At 62.9% G+C, this 18,933-nt stretch carries 20 protein-coding genes; 3 read left to right on the top strand and 17 right to left on the bottom strand.

Translation table 11 applies throughout. The annotated features are described in order from the left end of the window. Positions 1-2: 2 nt before the first annotated feature. The 5 genes from JI743_RS02940 to JI743_RS02920 all read right to left on the bottom strand — a co-directional run bounded on the left by JI743_RS02940 (position 3) and on the right by JI743_RS02920 (position 4,056). Positions 3-1,175 (bottom strand): saccharopine dehydrogenase family protein, encoded by a 1,173-nt coding sequence (locus JI743_RS02940; RefSeq protein WP_201925781.1) that lies wholly within the window; start codon positions 1,173-1,175, stop codon positions 3-5. Between the two features lie 582 nt (positions 1,176-1,757). Beyond that, positions 1,758-2,312 carry a dCTP deaminase gene (dcd, locus tag JI743_RS02935; protein ID WP_201925780.1) on the bottom strand — a complete coding sequence of 185 codons (555 nt, stop codon included), beginning with the start codon at positions 2,310-2,312 and terminating at the stop codon, positions 1,758-1,760. Positions 2,313-2,351: 39 nt separating this feature from the next. Continuing rightward, positions 2,352-2,804, bottom strand: coding sequence for a cytidine deaminase (locus JI743_RS02930; RefSeq protein ID WP_201925778.1), 453 nt, complete (start codon positions 2,802-2,804; stop codon positions 2,352-2,354). After that, entirely contained in the window at positions 2,801-3,556 is a 756-nt protein-coding gene (locus JI743_RS02925; RefSeq protein ID WP_201925776.1) for a glycoside hydrolase family 25 protein, read from the bottom strand. Before JI743_RS02925 ends, JI743_RS02930 begins: the two co-directional genes overlap by 4 nt. Positions 3,557-3,558: 2 nt before the next feature. After that, the gene (locus tag JI743_RS02920; protein ID WP_201925774.1) at positions 3,559-4,056 is read right to left on the bottom strand and encodes a UPF0262 family protein; all 498 of its coding nucleotides are present in this window, start codon (positions 4,054-4,056) and stop codon (positions 3,559-3,561) included. Between the two features lie 128 nt (positions 4,057-4,184). On the opposite strand from JI743_RS02920, the gene JI743_RS02915 reads away from it, so the two are divergent. The 3 genes from JI743_RS02915 to JI743_RS02905 all read left to right on the top strand — a co-directional run bounded on the left by JI743_RS02915 (position 4,185) and on the right by JI743_RS02905 (position 6,460). Then, on the top strand, positions 4,185-5,696 hold the full coding sequence (locus JI743_RS02915) for a replicative DNA helicase (protein WP_201925772.1): 1,512 nt from the start codon (positions 4,185-4,187) through the stop codon (positions 5,694-5,696). Between the two features lie 246 nt (positions 5,697-5,942). After that, the gene (locus JI743_RS02910; protein ID WP_201925770.1) at positions 5,943-6,110 is read left to right on the top strand and encodes a hypothetical protein; all 168 of its coding nucleotides are present in this window, start codon (positions 5,943-5,945) and stop codon (positions 6,108-6,110) included. A 20-nt stretch (positions 6,111-6,130) separates the two neighbouring features. Next, the gene (locus JI743_RS02905; RefSeq protein ID WP_201925769.1) at positions 6,131-6,460 is read left to right on the top strand and encodes a hypothetical protein; all 330 of its coding nucleotides are present in this window, start codon (positions 6,131-6,133) and stop codon (positions 6,458-6,460) included. On the opposite strand, the gene JI743_RS02900 is transcribed toward JI743_RS02905, so the two are convergent. The 12 genes from JI743_RS02900 to JI743_RS02845 form a co-directional block, all read right to left on the bottom strand. After that, positions 6,457-7,260, bottom strand: coding sequence for a phosphoadenylyl-sulfate reductase (locus JI743_RS02900; RefSeq protein ID WP_201925767.1), 804 nt, complete (start codon positions 7,258-7,260; stop codon positions 6,457-6,459). The genes JI743_RS02905 and JI743_RS02900 overlap by 4 nt on opposite strands. Then, positions 7,253-7,666: a DUF934 domain-containing protein gene (locus JI743_RS02895; protein ID WP_201925765.1), complete on the bottom strand. Its 414-nt coding sequence runs from the start codon at positions 7,664-7,666 to the stop codon at positions 7,253-7,255. Before JI743_RS02895 ends, JI743_RS02900 begins: the two co-directional genes overlap by 8 nt. Next, entirely contained in the window at positions 7,659-9,290 is a 1,632-nt protein-coding gene (locus JI743_RS02890; RefSeq protein WP_201925763.1) for a nitrite/sulfite reductase, read from the bottom strand. The genes JI743_RS02895 and JI743_RS02890 overlap by 8 nt, the downstream gene beginning before the upstream one ends. A 1-nt stretch (position 9,291) precedes the next feature. Then, on the bottom strand, positions 9,292-9,588 hold the full coding sequence (locus tag JI743_RS02885) for a DUF2849 domain-containing protein (RefSeq protein WP_033073443.1): 297 nt from the start codon (positions 9,586-9,588) through the stop codon (positions 9,292-9,294). After that, a complete protein-coding gene (gene cobA / locus JI743_RS02880; protein WP_201925761.1) occupies positions 9,585-10,373 on the bottom strand; it encodes a uroporphyrinogen-III C-methyltransferase in 789 nt (262 codons plus the stop codon). The genes JI743_RS02885 and cobA overlap by 4 nt, the downstream gene beginning before the upstream one ends. Before the next feature lie 116 nt (positions 10,374-10,489). Further along, positions 10,490-11,620, bottom strand: coding sequence for an ABC transporter ATP-binding protein (locus tag JI743_RS02875; RefSeq protein WP_201925759.1), 1,131 nt, complete (start codon positions 11,618-11,620; stop codon positions 10,490-10,492). Between the two features lie 142 nt (positions 11,621-11,762). Continuing rightward, positions 11,763-12,605 (bottom strand): ABC transporter permease, encoded by an 843-nt coding sequence (locus JI743_RS02870; protein ID WP_201925757.1) that lies wholly within the window; start codon positions 12,603-12,605, stop codon positions 11,763-11,765. Continuing rightward, positions 12,605-13,510: an ABC transporter permease gene (locus tag JI743_RS02865; RefSeq protein ID WP_201925755.1), complete on the bottom strand. Its 906-nt coding sequence runs from the start codon at positions 13,508-13,510 to the stop codon at positions 12,605-12,607. Before JI743_RS02865 ends, JI743_RS02870 begins: the two co-directional genes overlap by 1 nt. Positions 13,511-13,532: 22 nt before the next feature. Further along, on the bottom strand, positions 13,533-14,639 hold the full coding sequence (locus JI743_RS02860) for an ABC transporter substrate-binding protein (RefSeq protein ID WP_201925753.1): 1,107 nt from the start codon (positions 14,637-14,639) through the stop codon (positions 13,533-13,535). A 91-nt stretch (positions 14,640-14,730) separates the two neighbouring features. Beyond that, positions 14,731-16,122: a glutamine synthetase family protein gene (locus JI743_RS02855; protein WP_201925752.1), complete on the bottom strand. Its 1,392-nt coding sequence runs from the start codon at positions 16,120-16,122 to the stop codon at positions 14,731-14,733. Positions 16,123-16,135: 13 nt separating this feature from the next. Then, positions 16,136-17,359 carry an NAD(P)/FAD-dependent oxidoreductase gene (locus JI743_RS02850; RefSeq protein WP_201925749.1) on the bottom strand — a complete coding sequence of 408 codons (1,224 nt, stop codon included), beginning with the start codon at positions 17,357-17,359 and terminating at the stop codon, positions 16,136-16,138. Positions 17,360-17,471: 112 nt separating this feature from the next. Further along, positions 17,472-18,818 (bottom strand): glutamine synthetase family protein, encoded by a 1,347-nt coding sequence (locus JI743_RS02845; RefSeq protein ID WP_201925747.1) that lies wholly within the window; start codon positions 18,816-18,818, stop codon positions 17,472-17,474. Between the last annotated feature and the right edge of the window lie 115 nt (positions 18,819-18,933).

The following is an 18,933-nucleotide window of genomic DNA, read 5'->3' as shown; positions in this document are numbered from 1 at the left end:
GCTTATTCCTCGATCTGGAAGGTCAGTCCCGCATTGGTGGTCAGCCGGTCGATCAGCGCCCGACCGAGCAGCGCACCCGGCGTCCAGATGCCGCCTTTGCTGTCATTTTCCAGCAGCGCCATCCCTGTTTCCGCAAGCATTTTCGACGTCGAGCCATAGCCGGGATCGCGGTCGCCCTGGACGCTGGCGCGGATCGTCGTTCCGTCGGGATACTCGCCGATGAACAGGATGTCGTAAAAGCCCGCCTCGCGCTCTTCCTTGCTCGGCCCTTCGCCAGGCTTCAGCTTGGCGTCGCCAAAGGGGTTCGCCTTCGCCATCGCCTCGGCCATCGCTTTGCCAGCGTCGCCGATCGTCGTCATCACCATCTCGTCATAGACAAGGTCCGCACCCCATTCGTGCCCCAACAGGAAATTGGTGCGGTGGACATTCTTGGTGTTGATCGGCGCCATGATGAAGGGTGCGGTCCAGGTGCCCGTCGCGCTGTCATGTTCGGGGACGAGCCCGGTCGGCTGCGATGGCCCCTCGAACCCCGGGGTCAGCGCGAAGGAGGATTTGAGCAGCAGCGCGAGCGACGGCTTTTTGGCGACGGCCTTCAGCGTTTCGGTCAGGCTCGCGATGGTGCCGCCCGACGCGCCGCCCTGCATCTTGCGCACGCGGCCCTTGACGCGCGGCGCGGGCTTGCCGTGCCGCTTCACCGCCTCGGCCTGCAGGAAGAGCACGCCGAGGTCGAAAGGGATCGAATCGAACCCGCAGCTGAAGGTGATGCGCGCGCCCGAAGCCTTGGCCGCATCCTGATGTGCGTCGATCATCTCGCGCATCCAGCCGGGCTCGCCGCACAGATCGGCATAGGCCGTGCCCGCGCGGACGCAGGCGGCGACAAGATCGCCGCCGTAAAGCTGGTACGGGCCGACGGTCGTGAGCACGACCTTCGAGCGGTGCGCCATCGCGTCGAGGCTGGCGGGATCGTTCGCGTCGGCGATCACGAGCGGCACGTCCTTCGGCGCGCCGATCAGGTCGCGCACCTCGGCGAGCTTATCCTTGCTGCGTCCCGCCATCGCCCATTTGGGGGCGTCCTTGCGCCCAGCATAATGGTGCGCGAGATATTCGGCCACAAGCCGGCCCGTGAACCCTGTCGCGCCATAGACGATGATGTCGAATTCGCGTGCTTCGGTCATCGGCTCTCTCTCTTTACGTAAACGTTAAGTGGAAGCTAGCGCAGATGGTGCCGGGTGCCAAGGGGCGATGGCGGGGGATGAGGGCGGCGAGTTCGACGTTTGGGCGGAGGGAAAGGCGGGCGCCGAAGGGTGTCTCGCCTTCGTTCGACACGAACGGACATAGGAATGCAGGAAAGCGGCCAATTGCGGGCGTTCGATCCTCCCTGTGGCGAAGGCATGGGGAGGTGGCAGCCCGAAGGGCTGACGGAGGGGCTAATGGCGCAACGTCGCGGCCCCCCTCCAACCCTCGCTTCGCGAGCGGTCCCCCTCCCCATCGCTGCGCGACAGGGAGGATTTAGCGGCAGCTCTCCACCCCAAACCGGACGTCCCGCGCGCGAAAAAACTGCTGTCCTACATTATTCCGCTGTGCCAGCCTTCGTCCCGGCTCTTTCGATATGTGGACAAAAGGATCGCTTCCCGGCCTTGCCGGTGCGGGTAGAAGCCGGGGCGGCATGTCCGCCGGGCGTTGCAAACCGCGGCGTGCACAAGGCTGAACTTTCCTGAACTTTGAGATCAACGCCGAAGCGCGCGGCTCAATCCTTCCTACAGCTTCGGCAGCGTGACGCCCTTCTGCCCCATATATTTGCCCGAGCGGTCGGCATAGCTCGTCTCGCACGGCTCATTGCCTTGCAGGAACAGGAATTGGCACGCCCCCTCATTGGCATAGATTTTGGCGGGCAGGGGAGTCGTGTTGGAAAATTCCAGCGTTACATGCCCTTCCCAGCCGGGCTCGAGCGGGGTGACGTTCACGATGATGCCGCAGCGCGCATAGGTCGATTTGCCGAGGCAGATGACGAGCACATCGCGCGGAATACGGAAATACTCGACCGTGCGAGCGAGCGCGAAGCTGTTCGGCGGGATGATGCACACGTCGGTTTCGCGATCGACGAAATTCTTGGGATCGAACGCCTTTGGGTCGACGGTGGTGCTGTCGATATTGGTGAAAATCTTGAACTCGGGCGCGACGCGCGCGTCATAGCCGTAAGAGGAGAGGCCGTAGCTGATGCAGCCGTCGCGCCGCTGCGCCTCCACGAAAGGCTCGATCATGCCCTGCGTCCGGGCGGCTTCGCGAATCCATTTGTCGGAAAGAATGGCCATGCGTTTCTCTTGTCGGCGCGCGCGGACGAGTGCAAGCGGTCAGTCGGTTATGAGGCCCAGATCCTTGGGTCCGAATGCGGCGGGCAGCAGTTCGCTCAGCCGATAGGTCGCGATCGACGTGCCGTCGCCCGAGGCGCAATGAACCAATATATCGGCGCGCGACCGTTCGGCGGCCTCGTTCAGTATCTGACGGCAGCGTCCGCACGGATGCACCGGCTCGCTGCCGATCAGCGCGTCGCCGTCGGGACGGCCGCCGACGATCGCGACCTCGGCAAGCCGGTCGATCCAGCCCTCGTTCGCGATCTTCGCAATCGCCGCGGTTTCGGCACAGAGCGTCAGGCCATAGCTCGCATTCTCGACATTGGCGCCGGTGACGACATCGCCGTTATCAAGGAGCAGCGCAGCGCCGACATGATAGCCCGAATAGGGGGCGTAAGCGCGGCTCGCGGCATCGCGCGCCGCCGCAATGAGCGCATCGCGCGCGTCCGTCATAGGGTTTCTCCTTCGGGGCGTACGACGTTCCAGCCGACGGTGCCATCGGCGCCCGCAATGCGAAGATGGCCCGTTGCCTGCCACATCGTCCAGGGGTGGGCGCCATAATCGGGTTCGAAAAAGTCGCGGCGCAGCCACGCGGTGCGCGCAATGCTTTCGGTCACGCGATACTCGGCCTCGAACGCGGGGCCGGGGGCGATCAGGCTGCGCTTGCCCATATGTGCCTCGATCTGCGCGAGGAAGGTCGCGAGTTCGGACAGCAGCAGCGCGCGCGTCGGCCGGTCGGGACAGCTATCGTCGAAGTCGAGCCAGACGACCGGCGGCAGCGCGTCAGGGCGCCGCGCTACGTGGCGGATGAAATTCGCCGCCTGGTCGGTCGCGAGCGTGCAAAGGCTGTAGCGGTGGATCGATCCGGTACTGATTCCCGCATCGCGCGCGGCGCGCATATTCTCGGCGTAGTGCGTGTCGGTTCCGTCGCGCCCCGTGGTGGCAGAAATATAGGCAAAGTCGGCGCCAGCGGCCTTGATCGAGCCCCAGTGGACTTCGCCGTTGCTCGCGTCGATCGTCACGCCTTGGACCGGATAGATGTCGCGCGGGGGAGCCCAGCGCGACGCCCACCAAAGCGCGATTGCAGCCGCCAGAATCAGCAACAGCAACAGACCGCCGATACGACGCAGCAGGTGCGCGCTGCGGCTGCGCCAGTCGCGAAGTTTTACGCCGATACTCCCCAATGGTGCCGCCCCCGTCGCCATTGCTAACCCTTGATATGCAGCACGCAGATCAGCGTGAACAGCCGCCGCGCGGTATCGAAATCGACCGCGATCTTGCCGTCGAGCCGGTCCATCAGCATTTCCGCTGCTTCGTTGTGGAGGGCGCGGCGGGCCATGTCGACAGTTTCGATCTGCTGGGCGGTCGAGGTCTTGATCGCCTGATAATAGCTGTCGCAAATGGCGAAATAATCGCGGATCGGCCGGCGAAAGCGCCCAAGGCCGAGAATGATCGCCTCGAGCGGCGAGCCATCTTCGCGCGCAATCTCGAAAATCAGCCGTCCATCCTCGACGCGCAGCGTCAGGCGGTAGGGGCCGGCATAGCCATCCTCGTGCCCGCGCTGCGGCACGAATTTATTTTCCTCGATAAGGTCGAAAATCGCGACGCGCCGTTCCTGCTCGACATCGGGGTTGCGCCAGACGATCGAGCTTTCGTCGAGGTCGACCGAGATGATGCGCTGTTTGGAAGGATCGGCGTCGGTCATGCTGTCCCCGCTTCTACCGGTGCGGTGGCGAAGGGCAAGGGCGACTTATTCACAGCATTCCACAGATATGATAATCTTCGCGTCATCGCCGGTTGCGCCCGCCCGCCGCCCGTCGCATGAAGGTCTCTATGCCCGAGCTAGCCCTGTTTCCTGCCCCGGCCTCCGCCGGGGACGAGCGCCAATTACCCCGCAATATCGAGGCCGAAGCCGCGTTCCTCGGCGCGATCCTGATCGACAATCGAGTCGTCGAGGATCTGCCTGTTCAGCTCCAGCCCGCGCATTTCTTTGAAGCGCTCCACGGGCGCATATTTGCACAGGCAATGACGCTGATCGAGCGCAACAGCATAGCCACGCCGGTGACGCTCAAGCCCTTTTTCGAGGGCGACGAGGCGATGAAGGCCGTCGGCGGCGTCGGCTATCTTGCGCAGCTGACCGGAAGCGGCGCCGGCCTGATCGGCGCGCGGGACTTTGCGCGGCAGATATACGACCTCGCGCTGCTGCGCGAACTGGTCGATGTCGGCCGCACGCTTGTCGACAATGCGCTCGACACGAGCGAGAGTGTCGACCCGCAAGCGCAGATCGAGGAAGCCGAAACCGCGCTCTACAAGGTCGCGGGCGGCGAGGCCGAAATGGGGTCGGTCAAAAGCTTCAGCACCGCGAGCCTCACCGCACTGCAGGCGGCCGAGCGCGCGCTCAATTCGGGCGGGCATCTGTCGGGGATCACCACCGGCATCGCGAGCGTCAACGCCAAGATCGGCGGCATGCACAACAGCGACCTGATGATCCTTGCGGGACGCCCGGGCATGGGCAAGACCTCGCTCGCGACCAACATTGCCTATAACGCCGCCGAACGCTGGCGCCGCGATTCCGACGACGGCATTCCGCCCGAAAAGAATATGGGCGCAAAGGTCGCCTTCTTCAGTCTCGAAATGTCCGCCGACCAGCTCGCGACCCGCGTGCTTGCCGAACAGTCGGGCGTGTCGGGGGAGGCGTTGCGCATGGGCAAGATCAGCAAGGAGCAGTTCCAGCAATTGAGCCGCGCCGCGCAGGAGCTGCAGACGCTGCCGCTCTATATTGACGACACGCCGGGTCTGACGATCGCCAGCCTGCGCACGCGCGCGCGGCGGTTGCAGCGGCGGCACGACATCGGATTCATCATCGTCGACTATCTGCAGCTGTTGCAGGGTACGTCGAAAGGCGGCGACAATCGCGTGCAGGAGATTTCGGAAATCTCCCGCGGTCTGAAGACCTTGGCGAAGGAATTGAATGTTCCGGTGATGGCATTGTCACAGCTCAGCCGCCAAGTCGAAAGCCGCGAGGACAAACGGCCGCAGCTCTCCGACCTTCGTGAGTCGGGGTCGATTGAGCAGGACGCCGACATGGTGCTGTTCGTGTTCCGCGAGGATTATTACGTCGCTGCGCGCGAGCCCAAGCGTCCGGTCGAGGGCGACGATGTGAAGATCCACGCGCAGCACGAGGAATGGGCGGCGGAGATGGAACGCGTCTTCGGCCTCGCCGAGCTGATCGTCGCCAAGTCGCGCCACGGTTCGACCGGCAAGATCCGCCTGCACTTCGAGGCGAAGACGACCAAGTTCAGCGACCTCGCCGACGAGAGCTTGGCTTATGCGGATTATGAGTGATGTCGCGAAACGTGCAGTTTGCGTCGCAATTTGCTACGGTGCTATATTTGTATCAATTTTTTCAGCTAGTTACCGTCAGCATGTGCTTGGCGTGATCATTTTGGCGGTCTTAGCACTCGGCTTTCAGCGATGCAGCACCTGCCGCCAAATCGGGTTTCTCGGCCAAATTGGAAGCAATGGCGATGGCAGTTTGATATGCAGGGGATGCCGAGGCAATCAGGATCGTCATTTCTGATCAGAATGCCAGTGTCGACGATCTACAGCATCGAGGGCGACGTGCTCAATCTTGTACAAGCTGTGCTAACGGCTGGCGCGCGGGTCTTCGCCGGGTTTAGCCTCGAAAGCGTGCGGCAAGCTGTCGATGAAGGGATAGCCTTTGGCTTCGAACGGGTGGCCCATGCGGATTATGAGTGAGGGTGTAGGACGTCGGGCCGATGGGAACGATTGATATATTGTTCACAGCGGTCGCACTCGTCGTTGCTGTTCTCTGGTTCTGGCTTGTCGCCTATATCAAGCGCATTGAGCGGCGGCTCGATCAAGCGCATGATTATTTTCGCTACATCGACCGAGGCAATACTTGGGTCGGGCCGAACATCCTGACCTGGTTGCTGGATTTTCTGCACAAGTATCCGACGTTGGATTACGCGGATCCTGTTCTCGATAAACTCGTGGCCCAATGTAGAATCGCGTGGACGATATTTGCGTGCGCTAGCGCGGTCCTGGCCTGTTTCTTCGGCATGGCTGTCTGGGCAATGAGTTCCTAGAACGCGGGATCGTTCGCCGGGTCATCGTCGATTGGCGTGACTTCGCTATGGATGCCGCATTCGGTCTTGTCCCAGCCGCGCCAGCGGCCCGAGCGCGGGTCTTCGCCGGGTTTGACCTTTGACGTGCACGGCGAGCAGCCGATCGAGGGATAGCCTTCGGCTTCGAGCGGGTGGCGCGGAAGGTCGTACTCGGCGAAATAATCGTCGAGCATTTCGCGCGTCCAGTTGGCGAGCGGGTTGAATTTCAGCCGACCGGTCGAGCCGTCGAGTTCGAAGCGCGGCAGGCCCTGCCGTGTCGATGACTGGAACCCTTTGCGGCCGGTAATCGACGTATCGAAATCGGTGAGTGCCTTTTCGAGCGGCTTGACCTTGCGGATTTCGCAGCAGCCGTCGGGGTCGTAGGACCAACGCAGCTCGGTCGCGTCCTTCTTGGCGAGCTCCTCGGCGTCGGGGGTCAGGTTGACGAGGTTGAGCCCCAGCCGCGCCGCCAGTTCGTCGCGATAGGCGAGTGTCTCGGGGAAATGCTTGCCTGTATCGAGGAACAGTACCGACATGTCGGGCGCTACGCGCGTGACGAGGTGGAGCAGCACCGCGCTTTCGGCGCCAAAGCTCGACACGATCGCCGTTTCGCCGATCAGCCCCGCGCCGATGACGCTCGCGACGACTTCGGCGGCGTCCTGCCCGCGGAACAGATTGTTGAGCCGGATGACGTCAGCGTTGGTGAAACGCGGAGCGACATCGATGCGGTCGCGCGTGCGGTCTTCGGCCTTGCGTTGGGGAGAGAAAGTCACGTCAGCCATGCCTCAATTTCCATATCGGTACCGCAGCGTCGGCAGCGCCCTGATAATGATGCGGCCAGCGCGCCAGCGCGGCGTCGACATCGGCTGCGCTGAGCGGTTTTTCAGCGGCGAAACTGTCGAAGCCGCAGCGCTTCATATAGGCGATCTGGTCGACGAGCACGTCGCCCTGCGCGCGCAGTTCACCCGTATATCCGGCCTCGCGCAGGATACGCGCCGACGAATAGCCGCGTCCGTCCCGAAAGGCGGGGAAGGCGATTTCGATCAGCTTGAGCCGGTCGAGATAGGGGATGAGCGCGCGCGCATCCTCGTCGCTTTCGAGCCGCACCGCGGTCGCGTTCGACTGCGACAGAAAGGCGTCGAGCGTGACGCAGGGTTCCTCGCCGTCGACGTGGAGATGCTCAACCATAAATCGCCTCCTTGAACGGCGCCATGCCGACGCGGCGGAAGGTGTCGACGAAGCGTTCGCCTTCGGCTCGCTCGCTCAGATATTTGTCGGTGACGCGCTCGATCGCATCGACGATGCCGTCCTCGTCGAAGCCGGGGCCGGTGATCGCGCCGAGCGACACATCCTCGGCGCCCGATCCGCCGAGCAGAAGCTGGTAATTTTCGGTGCCTTTGCGGTCGACGCCGAGGATGCCGATGTGGCCGGCGTGGTGGTGGCCGCAGGCGTTGATGCAGCCCGAAATCTTGAGCTTGAGCTCGCCCAGTTCCTTCTGGCGCCCGAGGTCGGCAAAGCGCGTCGCGATTTTCTGCGCGACGGGGATCGAACGCGCATTGGCCAGGCTGCAATAATCGAGCCCGGGGCAAGCTATGATGTCGCTGATGAGGTCGAGGTTCGGCGTCGCAAGCCCGGCTTCGTCCAGCTTTTGCCAGATGGTATGGAGGTCGGCCTTACGGACGTGAGGCAGCACGATGTTCTGCGCGTGGGTGACGCGCAACTCGTCATGGCTGTATGTCTCGGCAAGGTCAGCCATCAGGTCGATCTGCGCCGACGATGCATCGCCGGGAATGCCGCCGACGGGCTTGAGGCTGATCGTCACGATGGCATGGCCCGGCACCTTGTGCGCGGCGACATTCTGGTCGAGCCAGACGGCAAAGTCGGGATCGCTGCGGTCGACGTCATCGGGCGCCGAGACGTCGAGCGGCGGCGGTGCAAATTGCGCGGCGATACGGTCGAACTCGGCGCGCGGCGGGTCGATGCCCAGCGTCTTCACATGCGCAAATTCTTCCTCGACCTGACGGCGATACTCGTCGGCGCCGATCTCGTGGACGAGGATCTTGATCCGCGCCTTGTAGATATTGTCGCGGCGGCCGTAGCGGTTGTACACCCGCAGGCACGCCTCGGTGTAGCTCAGCAGATCGTCGAGCGGCACGAAATCCTTGATCAGCGGCGCGATCATCGGGGTGCGTCCCATGCCGCCGCCGACGTAGAAGGCGGCGCCGTGGGCCCCGTCCTTCTCGACGATCTGGATACCGATGTCGTGCAGGCGCATCGCAGCACGGTCCTCCTCGGCCGCGATGACCGCGATTTTGAACTTGCGCGGCAAATAGCTGAATTCCGGGTGAAAGCTCGACCATTGGCGCAGCAGCTCCGCCCAGGGGCGCGGATCGGTGATCTCGTCGGCAGCGGCGCCGGCGAACTGGTCCGAACTGATGTTGCGGATGCAATTGCCGCTCGTCTGGATCGCGTGCATCTCGACCGACGCGAGGTCGGCGAGGATCGCGGGCGCATCCTCCAGCTTGATCCAGTTATACTGGATATTCTGGCGCGTGGTGAAATGGCCGTAATCGCGGTCGTATTTGCGCGCAATGTGCGCGAGCATCCGCATCTGTCGGCTGTCGAGCGTCCCATAGGGCACCGCAACGCGCAGCATATAGGCGTGAAGCTGGAGATAAAGGCCGTTCATCAGCCGCAGCGGCTTGAACTGATCCTCGGTGATTTCGCCCGCAAGGCGGCGGCGGACCTGGTCGGAAAATTCGGCGACGCGCGCCTCGACCATCGCCTGGTCATATTCGTCATATTTATACATGTCAGATCACCCAGTCGCCGGCCGTGGGATCGGCGGGTTTCAAAGTCAGGTCGGGGCGCACCGTCGGGCCGAGCGCGCGGATGCGGTCCTTGATGTGCGCGGGACGCGGGCCATCAGGAGTCATTTCGCCCGCGATGATATAGGGCGCGTTGACGCGGCGGGCGCCTTCTTCGGCGTGCAATATCGCCTCGCCCTGTTCGCCAACATCGGCGGCGTCCTCGATATGGATCGACCAGTCGCTGCCCGTCCACCAGGTGACAGCGCCCGTTTTCAGATCGTTGCCCGTCAATAGTTTCATGAAATACCCCTTATATGTTCGGCGACGCCGGGCGCGCCGAGGCAGTCGAGAGCGTCGGCGCGCGCGGCGACCTTGCCGACGATGATCAGCGCCGGGCTTGCCACCCGTTCGCGCGCCACCAGATCGCCAAGGTCGGTGAGCAAGGTGCGGAGCACGCGGGCGTAAGCCGTCGTCCCGCGCTCCACCACCGCGACCGGCAGATCGGGCGAAACGCCGTCTGCGATCAACTTGTCGGCGATCGCCGAGGCGGTCGCGAGACCCATATAGATGACGAGCGTGCGGCCATGCCCCGCAAGCCCCGACCAGTCCTGGTCGGTCAGGTCCTTGCACTGACCCGCGACGAAGCTCACCGCGCTTGCATCCTCGCGGTGGGTGAGGGGAAGGCCCGCCTGCGCCGCACAGCCCGCCGCTGCGGTGATGCCGGGGACGACCTCGCATGCGATTCCCGCCTCGCGCGCCGCGTCGAGTTCTTCGCCGCCGCGCCCGAAGATGAACGGGTCGCCGCCCTTCAGCCGCACGACCTGCTTGCCCGCGCGCGTTTCGCGCACGAGCAACTCGTTGATAAGCTCCTGCTTCATCGTGTGGCGGCTGCGCTGCTTGGCGACGCTCACACGCGCAACATGCCGGGGGATGAGCGCGAGCACGCCTTCGCCTACGAGGCCGTCATGGACGACAAGGTCGGCGCTTTCGAGCAGCCGCGCTGCGCGCAGCGTCAACAGGTCAGGGTCGCCCGGCCCGGCGCCGACGAGCCACAATTTGCCCGGTGATTGGAGATGCTTTTCCATGCGAGCCAAGATGGTTTGCGCGCGGCAATATGGCAAAGCAGGCTTTTTTGGCGGTGGCGAAGGTAAATTTGCCTCCCGCCATTGTCGTCCGGATCATGCCCGGTGCGACGTTCCGCCTATCCCAGCAGCACCACGGGGCTGTCGGCGCGCCAGTGCATGCTCACCCGGTCGTCCCAGGTGAAATCCTCTTGGTCATGGCGCGACAGGTTGGGGCGCGACACGCGCAGCATCGCGCCCGAATCGAGCAGGATCTCGTAAAGCGTGATGTCGCCTAGATAGCTCATGCCCTTGATGCAGCCGCGCGCGAAATTATGGTCTTCGGGCGCGTCGAGCGCCGCCGCGCGGACGGCCTTCCCTTCGCCGGGGACGTGGAGATAGATTTTCTCGGGCCGCAGCGCGACCCACACGTCCGCACCGTGCGGGCCGGTGACACCATGGTTGAGATAGACCTTGCCGAGTCCGGGGCAGTCGACCGCCGCGCGGTCGGGTTCGTCCAATGTCAACTTGCCCTCGAAGATATTTACCGACCCCACGAAATCGGCGACGAAACGATTGGCGGGATATTCATAGAGGTCCGACGGCGTTGCAAGCTGCGCGACATCGCCTTTGTTGATCACGGCGATCCGGCTTGCCATCGACAGTGCCTCGTCCTGATCGTGTGTGACGGTGACGAAGGTGATGCCGACCTGATCCTGCAGGTCGGACAGCTCGAACTGCATCTGTGCACGCAGCTTGGCATCGAGCGCCGACAGCGGTTCGTCGAGCAAAAGCACCTTGGGCCGCATGACGAGGCTGCGCGCAAGCGCGACGCGCTGGCGCTGCCCGCCCGACATCTGGTCGGGCATCCGCGCCTCATACCCGCCGAGCTTGACGAGTTCGAGCGCCTCGGCGACGCGATCCTTCGCTTCGCCGCCCTTCACCCCTGCGATCTTGAGGCCATAGCCGACATTGTCGGCAACGCTCATGTGCGGAAAGACGGCATAGCTCTGGAAGACCATGTTAACGGGTCGCTTGTTCGGCGCGATGCCCGCCATGTCCTGCCCGTCGATAAGGATTTGGCCCTCGGTCGGCAGCTCGAACCCCGCAATCATTCGGAGGAGCGTGGTCTTGCCGCAGCCGGATGGACCGAGCAGGACGAAGAACTCGCCGGTAAGAATGTCGAGGTTCACATCGTCGACCGCAGTGACTTTGCCGAAGCGTTTGGACACGTTGCGGATCTGGATGATCGGCTTGGGCGCGTTGGTCATGATGCGGTCCTGATGGTTTTGCCGCCTCCGCGCAGGCGGAGGCCGCTGTCGGTCTTTCGTAGCGTCGCAGACTTCCGCTGCCAGCGGCCTTCGCCTTCGCGAGGGCGACGGACAAGACCGGGAAGTTGATGGGGAAGTCGCATCAATGCGTGTCCGCAATTGCTTTCACGCCCTGCAACTTGAGCGCAATGAAGGTCAGCACCACGGTCAGGATGATAAGCAGGGTCGAGGCCGCATTGACCTCTGGCGTCACCGAAAAACGGACCATCGAATAGACTTTCACCGGGAAGGTGATCGTGTCGGGGCCGCTGGTGAAATAGGTGATGACGAAATCGTCGAGGCTGAGCGTGAAGGCGAGAAGTGCCCCAGCAACGAGCGCGGGCTTTATGTGCGGGATCAGCACGTCGCGGAACACCTGCCATTCGCTCGCGCCGAGGTCTTTAGCAGCTTCCTCCTGCTCGCGGTTGAAGCTTGCGAGGCGCGATCGCACCACCATCGTTACGAAAGGAAAACAGAAGGTTATGTGCGCGATCGTGATCGCGCCGAGGTTGAAAGGCCAGATGAGATCGGTGGGCCAGTCGACGGCCGCGAAAAACATCAGGAAGGCGACGCCAAGGCAGATTTCGGGGACGATGATCGGCAGCGACACGGTGCCGTCGACGATTCCTTTCAGTGGAAAACGAAAGCGCCAGAGCATGATCGCGGCGAGCGTGCCAATGACGAGGCTCGCGAGTGTCGCGAGCGCGGCAATGGCGAGCGAATTGACGAGCGCCTCGACAAGCTGGTCGTTGCTGAGCGCCTTTTCATAATATTTGGTCGTGAAGCCGCGCCACACGACGTTCCGTTTGCTGTCGTTGAAGCTGAAGATCATCAGCACGGCTAACGGCGCGTAGAGAAAGACCATCACCGCGCCGACCCACAGCCGCATCCACAAGGTGCGGCTATATTCGAGCGGCGCGCGCGCGGCGCGGGCAAAAAGCGCCATCAGCGGACCTCCGGCACTTTGCGGCGCAGTGACTGCAGCGCGATCAGGATGAACATCGCATAGATGAGAAGAAAGGACAGCGCCGCACCGAAGGGCCAGTCGTTCGCCTTCTTGAACTGCCGCTCGATGACATTGGCGATCATCTGGCTGTCGGTGCCGCCCATCAGATCGGGGGTGAGGTAAGCGCCGAGCGCGGGGATGAGGGTAATCATCACCCCCGCGACGATGCCCGGCGCCGCGAGCGGCACGACGATGCGCATGATGGTACGGAAATGCCCGGCGCCAAGGTCGAGGCTCGCCTCGATCAGGCTGCGGTCCAATCGGTCGAGCGCGGCATAGAGTGGCAGCACCATGAAGGGCAGGTGGACATAGACAAGGCCGAAGACGACCGCGAAATTATTGAAGAGCAGCTCGACGGGCTCCCAAGTAGGAAGCGGCTCCAGACCGACGAGCGTCTTGACCCAGCTCGCCCCGCCCCAGAGCAGGCCGAGACCCTTGTTCGCGAACCCCTGCGTTCCGAGCAGCATCATCAGCGCATAGGTGCGGATGAGGAGATTGGTCCAGAAAGGCAGCATGATGCCCAGCAGCAGCCACGGCCGCCACTTTTCGCTCGCAAAGGTGATCGCCATTGCGACCGGAAAGCCGACGATCAGGCAGATGAGCGTCACCAGCGCCGCGACGGCGAAACTCTTGGCGAAGATGGTGACATAAAGCCATTCGGTCGCGCGCTTGTAATTGTCGAGCGTTCCCGAAATGTCGATATCCGTCAGGCCGCGGTTCTCGCCGAAGCTGTACAGCCAGACGATCGCCATCGGGACCAGGAAAAAGGCGACGACCCAGAACAAGGTGGGCAGCGATACCGCCGCGAACGCTCGTTTGTTCGTGCCCCAATCCTGTTCGGCCACCCCCCGATGCCCTTATCGAGGTCTAAGCTGCCCGGACCCGCGTGAACGCCTCTTCGTACAGCGGCTGCAACTCGGGGTTGAACTGCGCATATTCGCATTTCGCGAGCTTGTCCGCCGGCGGAAAGACGACCGGGTTGTTCTTGTAGCTGTCGGGCATCATCGCCTTCGTCGCCGCATTGGGCGTCGGATAGAGGATCGTCTCGGTGATATGCTTGTCGACCTCTGCGTCGAGGATATAGTTGATGAAGGCATGCGCGTTTTTCGGGTGCGGCGCGCCCTTCGGGATGCAAAGATTGTCCGAATTGAGCTGGCTGCCTTCGTTCGGAATGACGAAGTCGATATCGTCGTCCTCAGTCATCGCCTGCGCGATATCGCCATTATATTCGAGCACGACGTCGCAATCGCCCTTGAGCAGCAGATCCTGCCCGTCATCCTCATGGAATTTCTTCACATGGGGCTTTTGACGGATCATCATCGCCTCGATCGTCTTGATATCTGCCGGAGTGAGCTCGTTGACCGATTTTCCCAGATATTTGCCATAGAGGCGAAACATGTCGCCTGCTTCCGACAGCCAAGCGATGCGGCCGGCATATTCGGGACTGTCGAACAGCAGCTTCCAGCTGTCGGGCGTCGCCGATACCTTCGACTTGCGATAACCGATGCCGAGCGCGAGCCACGTGTAGGGCATCGAAAATTTGCGCTGCAGGTCATATTCGACGTTGATATAGGCTGGGTCGATATTGCGCTTGTTCGGAATCAGGCTGTGGTCGAGCGGCATCAGCATGTCGGCCTGGATCATCCGTTCGACGAAATCGTTCGACGGCACGATCACGTCATATCCGGGGTTGCCCGCCTTGAACTTCGCAAACAGTACGTCGTTGCTGTCGAACAGGTCCATCGTGACGTTGACGCCGGTCGCTTCCTTGAAATCGTCGAGCGTCGTCTCGCCAATATAGGTGTCCCAATTGTAGAAGTTGAGCTTGGCCTCTTCGCCATTGGCGAGCTTGGTACCGTCGCCTTTGCTGCAAGCGGCAAGCCCGCCGAAGCTGATCCCGACCGCCGCGACCCCCATCGCCTGCAACAGCGAGCGGCGCCCGCGGGTTTGCTTGATCAGTTCGTTCACGTCCATGACCGCCTCCCTGTGTGAAGACGCCAAGCTGACTCAAACGGCGGCGCTTGGGAAGGGTATATTTGCGCTGCACCACATATCTTTGAAATTATCATGCGTTACGCAGATACCAGTCGTAATCGAGCGCGGGGACGGCGGAGAAATAGCGGTCCTGCTCGACGCGCTTCACGATGCTGAACATATCGACGAACCGTGCACCCAGATAATCGCGCATCAGGTCCGACGCGTCAAATCGGTCGACCGCCGCGAACCAGTTCGACGGCGGCTTTTCGTCCCCGGCATTGTCGCGGTCATAGCCGTTGCCGACGACCGCCGGGCCGGGGTCGGTCTTGTGCGTCATGCCATGGTGCATGCCGGCGAGGACGGCGGCAACGGCGAGATAGGGGTTGGCGTCCGCGCCGCACGCGCGATGCTCGATATGACGGCTGGCGGGCGGTCCCGCGGGAATACGGAAGGACACGGTGCGGTTATTCACGCCCCAAGTCGGCGCGACGGGGGCGTAGCTGTTAGCCTTGAACCGGCGATAGCTGTTCGCATGCGGCGCAAAAAGCGCAAAGGCGTCGCTGACGCTGCCGATCATCCCGCCGATTGCGTGACGCAGCGCATCGCTGCCTTCGGTGTCGTTGCTCGCGAAGATGTTCGCGCCATCGGCGTCGTTCATCGACACATGGATGTGCATCCCGCTGCCCGCCTGTTCCGCAAAGGGCTTGGCCATGAAGGTCGCCTCCAGCCCATGCGCCTGCGCGATCGCTTTTACGAGCCGCTTGTACATGATCGCGTCGTCGCACGCACCAAGCGCGTCGGGCTTGTGGCGCAGCGTGATTTCGAATTGGCCTGGGGCGAATTCCGAAATCGCGCTTTCGAGCGGCAGGCCCTGCACATCGGTGGCGGCGTAGAGCGCGTCGAAAAAGGGCCGGAAGTCGTCGAGTTCGCGCAGGCCATAGACTTCGACATTGCGCGGCGTGTCGCGGCTGTAGGGCGGCCGGGCGGGCCGGATGGCGCCGTCGCGCGCCCGACGCGGATCGACGAGATAGAATTCGAGCTCGACCGCGACCACCGGGGTGAGCCCCTCGGCGGCAAAACGGTCGACGACGCGGCCAAGGACGTGGCGCGGGTCGAGGTCGTGCGGCGTGCCGTCGAGCTCGTAGAAGTCGACAAGGAACTGCGCAGCCTTGTCGCCGCCCCACGGCGTGCGCACGAGCGTTCCGGGGATCGGCTTCATCGACCGGTCGGCGTCTCCATCCTCCCAGACGAGGCCGGTTTCTACCGTATCCTGCCCGGTGATGTCGACGACGGTGATCGACCCCGGCATCATTCGGCCGCTCTCATAGACGGCAAGCACCTCGTGCTGACGCAGCCGCTTGCCGCGCGGGACACCGCCCATGTCGGTATAGATCATCTCGATCGAATCGACGTCGGGATTGGCCGCGAAAAAAGCCTCGGCCTCCGAGCGCGGCGCGATCGCGCCGGATGACTTCGACATGGATTAAGCTCCTTCACCCCAAGCGGTCGCGCAGCGCATACCAGAGCAGACCGAGCGTAGCGAGAGGGCGCCGCAGCCACCGCCCGCCGGGGAAGGGGCGCGATGGCAGGCTGGCGAGAACATCGAACCGCTCGGCGGTCCCCACCATCGCCTCCGCGATCAATTCGCCCGCGAGCGTCGTGACGAGCGCGCCATGCCCCGAAAAGCCGTGCGCAAAAAAGATATTTCCGTTTCGCCCGATATGGGGGAGGCGGTTCATCGTCACCGCAACCGCGCCGCCCCAGCCATAATCGATCGGCGCATCGGCGATGTGCGGGAATACCTCCGCCATGAAGGGGCGGACGAAGGCGGCAATGTCGCGCGGCGGCCTCTGCGAATAGCGCTCGCCGCCGCCGAAGATCAGCCGCTTGTCGGCGGAGAGGCGAAAATAGTTGAGCACGAACCGGCTGTCAGCGACTGCGGCGTCGCTGGGCAGAAGTTCGTGGGCATTCGCAAGCGGCGCGGTCGCGATATTATAGTTCATGATGGGCACGGTGTAGCGGCCGAGGTTGGGTTCGATCTCGCCGATCCAGCTATCGGTGGCGTCGATGATGAAGCGCGCATCGAGATCGCCCGGCGCGACGCGGCGCCCCTCGACAATCCGCACGCCAGCGGCTTCGGCAGCCTTCGCAAGGCCGATAACATAGTTGAGCGGATGGAAATGACCGCCGTGCGGATCAAAGATGCCGCCGTGATAGAGCGGGCTCGAAATATGCGCGTCCAGGCCAGCTTTTTCGACAACGTGCGTCGTATAGCCGAAGCGGCTCGCTCGATAATCTGCCTCGCGCCGTAGCGCGTCAAAATCGCCCGGCGTCCATGCAGCCTCCAGATGGCCCGCCTTCACATCGCAGTCGATGCCGTGCTTTGCGATCCGCGCCTTCACGCGATTGTCGCGCCAGCAGAGGTCGAACAGCGCATCGGCGCGCTCGCGCCCGAATTCGGCCTCCAGTTCGGATGCGGTCCAGCGAAGGCCGGGGATCAGCTGCCCCCCATTGCGCCCCGAAGCGCCGAAACCGATACGCTCGGCTTCGTAGAGAACAACCGAAAATCCGCGCTCCGCACATGCGAGCGCCGCGCTGACTCCTGTGAACCCGCCGCCGATGACCGCGACGTCGCACGCAATGTCGCCTTCGACGGGGGATGGGCGCCAAGGGCTGGCGGTGGCGGCGTAGTAGCTGGCGGCCAGCGGGTCGGACATGGTGAGCCGGCCTTCTATTTCCGTTCGCGTCGAGCGGAGTCGAGACGCCAAGCGGAAACGAGGGGCGTCTCGACTTCGCTCGACGCGAACGGGTGGGCCGGGGCAGGGGGCATCAAACCCGCATCAACAGATGTTCGCGCTCCCAGCTCGATACCACCGACTGGTAATTGAACAGCTCATGATCCTTCACCGCGAAATAGATTTCGAAGAAATCGTCCCCGAGCAGGTTGCGGACCTTTTTGCACGAACTGAACCGATCGAGCGCGGCCTCGAGCGTGCGGGGCAGGGTACGCGCGCGGTTATAGGCGCTGCCGGCGATCGGCTTGGGCGGGACCATCCGGTCGACCATGCCGATATAACCGCACACGAGCGACGCGGCGATCGCCAGATAGGGGTTGCTGTCGGCGCCCGCGAGGCGGTTTTCGATGCGGCGGTTGTGCTTGTCGGCAATTGGCACGCGAAAGCCGCAAGACCGGTTGTCGACCCCCCAATGAACGTTGATCGGCGCGGCGCTATCGGGACGCATCCGGCGAAAGCTGTTCACATTGGGTGCCCACATCGGCGAGATTTGCGGCATGAAGCGGATCAGCCCGGCAACGAAGCTGCGGAACTGCGCACTGTCGCGACCGTTCGCGGTCGCGAACAGATTGCGCCCCGTTTCGGCATCGACGACCGACTGGTGGACGTGCATCGCACTGCCCGGCTGTCCCGCCATCGGGTTCGCCATGAAGGTCGCATAGACCCCGTGCTGCTTCGCGACGTTGCGCACGACGCGCTTGAACAGGAACACCTCGTCGGCAAGCCGCAGCGGATCGCCGTGGATGAAATTGACCTCGAGCTGCGCGGCGCCCATTTCATGGATCATCGTATCGATATCGAGCCCCATCAGCTCGCAATCGTCATAGATATGGTCGATGATATCCTCATATTCATTCATCGCCTCCAGCCCATAGGGCTGGCTCGCAACCTCGGCGCGCCCCGACTGGCCGGTCGGCGGGGTCAGCGGAAAATCGGGGTCTGTGTTCGGCGACACCAGATAAAATTCAACCTCAGGCGCGATGATCGGGCGCCATCCTTTGGCTTCGTAGAGCGCGAGAACTTTTTTCAGGATCGTCCGCGGCGCAATGGATACTTCGCTGCCGTCGCCGTTGAACGCGTCGGCAATGACAAAGGCCGTCGGCGATTTGAACCCTGGCGCGATACAGATGGTGTCGGGGTCGGCGATCAATATCTTGTCAGGGTCCTTGTCCCAGATATCGTCGATATCCTCAGGATAATGGCCGTCGATCGTGCAGATGAAGACGCTGCCCGGGATGCGCAGCGTCTTGTCGTTGACCGACGACAGGAATTTCTTGGCAGGCAGGACCTTGCCGCGCTGCACCCCATTGATGTCGGGAACGATGCACTCGACCTCGTCGATATTGTGCTCGCTGATCCAGTGTTCCAGATTGATCGACATGGTCCCCCGATTGGGCAAAGCGCCCCCTGTTGAGTGCGCAGCCTATCGCGAAGCGTGGGGCGGCGCCAGAGGGGCAATTTTCCCGATTGTCAGCCGCTTGGCGGGCGGTCACAGT

Source organism: Sphingopyxis jiangsuensis, from assembly GCF_016734905.1.
Taxonomy (GTDB): domain Bacteria; phylum Pseudomonadota; class Alphaproteobacteria; order Sphingomonadales; family Sphingomonadaceae; genus Sphingopyxis; species Sphingopyxis jiangsuensis.
The sequence above is the reverse complement of the archived record's forward strand: the minus strand, read 5'-3'. Positions and strand labels throughout refer to the sequence as shown.

Bases quoted from the DNA above. Each gene is read 5' to 3' on its own strand.
- JI743_RS02940 (WP_201925781.1), bottom strand. From the start codon at position 1,175: ATGACCGAAGCACGCGAATTCGACATCATCGTCTATGGCGCGACAGGG.
- dcd (WP_201925780.1), bottom strand. From the start codon at position 2,312: ATGGCCATTCTTTCCGACAAATGGATTCGCGAAGCCGCCCGGACGCAG.
- JI743_RS02930 (WP_201925778.1), bottom strand. From the start codon at position 2,804: ATGACGGACGCGCGCGATGCGCTCATTGCGGCGGCGCGCGATGCCGCG.
- JI743_RS02925 (WP_201925776.1), bottom strand. From the start codon at position 3,556: ATGGCGACGGGGGCGGCACCATTGGGGAGTATCGGCGTAAAACTTCGC.
- JI743_RS02920 (WP_201925774.1), bottom strand. From the start codon at position 4,056: ATGACCGACGCCGATCCTTCCAAACAGCGCATCATCTCGGTCGACCTC.
- JI743_RS02915 (WP_201925772.1), top strand. From the start codon at position 4,185: ATGCCCGAGCTAGCCCTGTTTCCTGCCCCGGCCTCCGCCGGGGACGAG.
- JI743_RS02905 (WP_201925769.1), top strand. From the start codon at position 6,131: ATGGGAACGATTGATATATTGTTCACAGCGGTCGCACTCGTCGTTGCT.
- JI743_RS02900 (WP_201925767.1), bottom strand. From the start codon at position 7,260: ATGGCTGACGTGACTTTCTCTCCCCAACGCAAGGCCGAAGACCGCACG.
- JI743_RS02895 (WP_201925765.1), bottom strand. From the start codon at position 7,666: ATGGTTGAGCATCTCCACGTCGACGGCGAGGAACCCTGCGTCACGCTC.
- JI743_RS02890 (WP_201925763.1), bottom strand. From the start codon at position 9,290: ATGTATAAATATGACGAATATGACCAGGCGATGGTCGAGGCGCGCGTC.
- JI743_RS02885 (WP_033073443.1), bottom strand. From the start codon at position 9,588: ATGAAACTATTGACGGGCAACGATCTGAAAACGGGCGCTGTCACCTGG.
- cobA (WP_201925761.1), bottom strand. From the start codon at position 10,373: ATGGAAAAGCATCTCCAATCACCGGGCAAATTGTGGCTCGTCGGCGCC.
- JI743_RS02875 (WP_201925759.1), bottom strand. From the start codon at position 11,620: ATGACCAACGCGCCCAAGCCGATCATCCAGATCCGCAACGTGTCCAAA.
- JI743_RS02870 (WP_201925757.1), bottom strand. From the start codon at position 12,605: ATGGCGCTTTTTGCCCGCGCCGCGCGCGCGCCGCTCGAATATAGCCGC.
- JI743_RS02860 (WP_201925753.1), bottom strand. From the start codon at position 14,639: ATGGACGTGAACGAACTGATCAAGCAAACCCGCGGGCGCCGCTCGCTG.
- JI743_RS02855 (WP_201925752.1), bottom strand. From the start codon at position 16,122: ATGTCGAAGTCATCCGGCGCGATCGCGCCGCGCTCGGAGGCCGAGGCT.
- JI743_RS02850 (WP_201925749.1), bottom strand. From the start codon at position 17,359: ATGTCCGACCCGCTGGCCGCCAGCTACTACGCCGCCACCGCCAGCCCT.
- JI743_RS02845 (WP_201925747.1), bottom strand. From the start codon at position 18,818: ATGTCGATCAATCTGGAACACTGGATCAGCGAGCACAATATCGACGAG.